This window comes from Flavobacterium sp. FlaQc-57, assembly GCF_044007395.1.
Taxonomy (GTDB): Bacteria; Bacteroidota; Bacteroidia; order Flavobacteriales; family Flavobacteriaceae; genus Flavobacterium.
On the sequence record NZ_JBIPDA010000011.1, the window covers coordinates 1 to 3,911 of the forward strand.

The window sequence follows — 3,911 nt, forward strand, 5'->3', positions numbered from 1 at the left end:
ACAAGCGAAATACAAAAAGAAGATACGTTCGTAGACATATTGAATTGACAGCCGCTTTAACAGAGATGTTAGAGCAAAAGAATAAGAGTAATAGAATTGAGAGATTCGAAGAGAAAAGCTAGAATGATCATCGCAATATAATATAAAAATATACGATGAAGAGTTTGATCCTGGCTCAGGATGAACGCTAGCGGCAGGCTTAACACATGCAAGTCGAGGGGTATTGGTTTTCGGACCAAGAGACCGGCGCACGGGTGCGTAACGCGTATGCAATCTACCTTTTACAGAGGGATAGCCCAGAGAAATTTGGATTAATACCTCATAGTATAGTACAACCGCATGGTTGAACTATTAAAGTCACAACGGTAAAAGATGAGCATGCGTCCCATTAGCTAGTTGGTAAGGTAACGGCTTACCAAGGCTACGATGGGTAGGGGTCCTGAGAGGGAGATCCCCCACACTGGTACTGAGACACGGACCAGACTCCTACGGGAGGCAGCAGTGAGGAATATTGGACAATGGGCGCAAGCCTGATCCAGCCATGCCGCGTGCAGGATGACGGTCCTATGGATTGTAAACTGCTTTTATACAGGAAGAAACACTGGTTCGTGAACCAGCTTGACGGTACTGTAAGAATAAGGATCGGCTAACTCCGTGCCAGCAGCCGCGGTAATACGGAGGATCCAAGCGTTATCCGGAATCATTGGGTTTAAAGGGTCCGTAGGCGGTTTAATAAGTCAGTGGTGAAAGCCCATCGCTCAACGGTGGAACGGCCATTGATACTGTTAAACTTGAATTATTAGGAAGTAACTAGAATATGTAGTGTAGCGGTGAAATGCTTAGAGATTACATGGAATACCAATTGCGAAGGCAGGTTACTACTAATGGATTGACGCTGATGGACGAAAGCGTGGGTAGCGAACAGGATTAGATACCCTGGTAGTCCACGCCGTAAACGATGGATACTAGCTGTTGGAAGCAATTTCAGTGGCTAAGCGAAAGTGATAAGTATCCCACCTGGGGAGTACGTTCGCAAGAATGAAACTCAAAGGAATTGACGGGGGCCCGCACAAGCGGTGGAGCATGTGGTTTAATTCGATGATACGCGAGGAACCTTACCAAGGCTTAAATGTAGATTGACCGGTTTGGAAACAGATCTTTCGCAAGACAATTTACAAGGTGCTGCATGGTTGTCGTCAGCTCGTGCCGTGAGGTGTCAGGTTAAGTCCTATAACGAGCGCAACCCCTGTTGTTAGTTGCCAGCGAGTCATGTCGGGAACTCTAACAAGACTGCCAGTGCAAACTGTGAGGAAGGTGGGGATGACGTCAAATCATCACGGCCCTTACGCCTTGGGCTACACACGTGCTACAATGGCCGGTACAGAGAGCAGCCACTGGGCGACCAGGAGCGAATCTATAAAACCGGTCACAGTTCGGATCGGAGTCTGCAACTCGACTCCGTGAAGCTGGAATCGCTAGTAATCGGATATCAGCCATGATCCGGTGAATACGTTCCCGGGCCTTGTACACACCGCCCGTCAAGCCATGGAAGCTGGGGGTGCCTGAAGTCGGTGACCGCAAGGAGCTGCCTAGGGTAAAACTGGTAACTAGGGCTAAGTCGTAACAAGGTAGCCGTACCGGAAGGTGCGGCTGGAACACCTCCTTTCTAGAGCCTCAAATGTTAGTGCTTGCACACGTTGAGGAAAAAAGATGATTTTATAGTGATTTCTGAAAAAGGAAGTTTTATTACTCTTGCTGTTAGTTCAAATAATAAATTTAAGTAAAACAGAGTCTCGTAGCTCAGCTGGTTAGAGTACTACACTGATAATGTAGGGGTCGGCAGTTCGAGTCTGCCCGGGACTACTATTTAACTTAAAAGAAGGAAATTTTAGAAGTTGAGCGTTTATGAGCAAATTCATAACTCATAATTCATAACTCATCATTTAAAAATGGGGGATTAGCTCAGCTGGCTAGAGCGCCTGCCTTGCACGCAGGAGGTCAACGGTTCGACTCCGTTATTCTCCACAGATCCGAAAGGATAAAAGTTCATTGACATATTGAGATAAGAAAATAATAAAAAGTAGAAAGCGTTTTTTGTTATAAGTAGCGATACGAGTAATAAAAGACAAAAAAAAACGGTCATATTAATTTATGATTGGTACAATAAGCAAAATAAGGGCGTATGGGGGATGCCTTGGCTCTCAGAGGCGATGAAAGGCGTGATAAGCTGCGAAAAGCTACGGGGACGGGCACACACCGATTGATCCGTAGATACCTGAATGGGGCAACCCACTATGTTGAAGACATAGTACACCGATAGGTGGGCAAACCCGCTGAACTGAAACATCTAAGTAGGCGGAGGAGAAGAAAACAAAAGTGATTCCGTAAGTAGTGGCGAGCGAACGCGGATTAGCCCAAACCAATGTTGTTACGGCAATGTTGGGGTTGTAGGACCACGACATTTTATGTACAAGGAACCGGAAGTTACTGGAAAGTGACACCATAGAGGGTGATAGTCCCGTATGGGTAACGAGTATAATAGATAGTGGTATCCTGAGTAGGGCGGGGCACGTGAAACCCTGTCTGAATTTGGCGGGACCATCCGCTAAGGCTAAATACTCCTGAGAGACCGATAGTGAACCAGTACCGTGAGGGAAAGGTGAAAAGAACCGTGAATAACGGAGTGAAATAGATCCTGAAACCATACGCTTACAAGCGGTCGGAGCCCTTTCGTGGGGTGACGGCGTGCCTTTTGCATAATGAGCCTACGAGTTAACGTTGCTGGCAAGGTTAAGTGGTTAAGCCACGGATCCGTAGCGAAAGCGAGTCTGAATAGGGCGCTTTAGTCAGTAGTGTTAGACGCGAAACCGTGTGATCTACCCATGGGCAGGTTGAAGCTGTGGTAACACACAGTGGAGGACCGAACCGGTTGACGTTGAAAAGTCTTCGGATGACCTGTGGGTAGGGGTGAAAGGCCAATCAAACTCGGAAATAGCTCGTACTCCCCGAAATGCATTTAGGTGCAGCGTTATGCGTAAAGTTATATAGAGGTAGAGCTACTGATTGGATGCGGGGGCTTCACCGCCTACCAATTCCTGACAAACTCCGAATGCTATATAATGTTTCATAACAGTGAGGGCTTGGGTGCTAAGGTCCAAGTCCGAGAGGGAAAGAACCCAGACCATCAGCTAAGGTCCCCAAATATACGCTAAGTTGAAAGAACGAGGTTTGTCTGCCCAGACAGCTAGGATGTTGGCTTGGAAGCAGCCATTCATTTAAAGAGTGCGTAACAGCTCACTAGTCGAGCGGACGAGCATGGATAATAATCGGGCATAAGCGTATTACCGAAGCTATGGATTTAGAGTTTACTCTAAGTGGTAGGGGAGCATTCTAACAGGGTTGAAGGTGTATCGTAAGGTATGCTGGACTGGTTAGAAAAGAAAATGTAGGCATAAGTAACGATAATGCGGGCGAGAAACCCGCACACCGAAAAACTAAGGTTTCCACAGCTATGCTAATCAGCTGTGGGTTAGTCTGGTCCTAAGGCGAACCCGAAAGGGACAGTCGATGGCTAACGGGTTAATATTCCCGTACTACTAATTACTGTGATGGGGTGACGGAGTGATGAAAGCGCCGCGAACTGACGGAATAGTTCGTTGAAGTACCTACCTATAAGATCTGCAGGCAAATCCACAGATCTTGGGGAAATACGATAGTACTCGGAGTCTTCGGACAAAGAGATAGTGCGCCTAAGGGCTTCCAAGAAAAACCTCTAAACTTCAGGTAATTAGTACCAGTACCGTAAACCGACACAGGTAGTTGAGGAGAGAATCCTAAGGTGCTCGAGAGATTCATGGCTAAGGAATTAGGCAAAATAGACCCGTAACTTCGGGAGAAGGGTCGCCCTGTAG

2 tRNA genes and 2 rRNA genes are annotated in these 3,911 nt (G+C 46.9%); all 4 read left to right on the plus strand.

The features are described from left to right. Nucleotides 1–152 precede the first annotated feature (152 nt). A 16S ribosomal RNA gene (locus ACHRVZ_RS21370) occupies nucleotides 153–1,666 on the plus strand. A gap of 123 nt (nucleotides 1,667–1,789) precedes the next feature. Then, nucleotides 1,790–1,863: transfer RNA gene (locus ACHRVZ_RS21375), tRNA-Ile, on the plus strand. Between the two features lie 88 nt (nucleotides 1,864–1,951). Continuing rightward, nucleotides 1,952–2,025 (plus strand) — tRNA-Ala (locus ACHRVZ_RS21380). 136 nt (nucleotides 2,026–2,161) lie between these two features. Then, nucleotides 2,162–3,911 (plus strand): 23S ribosomal RNA (locus ACHRVZ_RS21385); the annotation flags it as partial.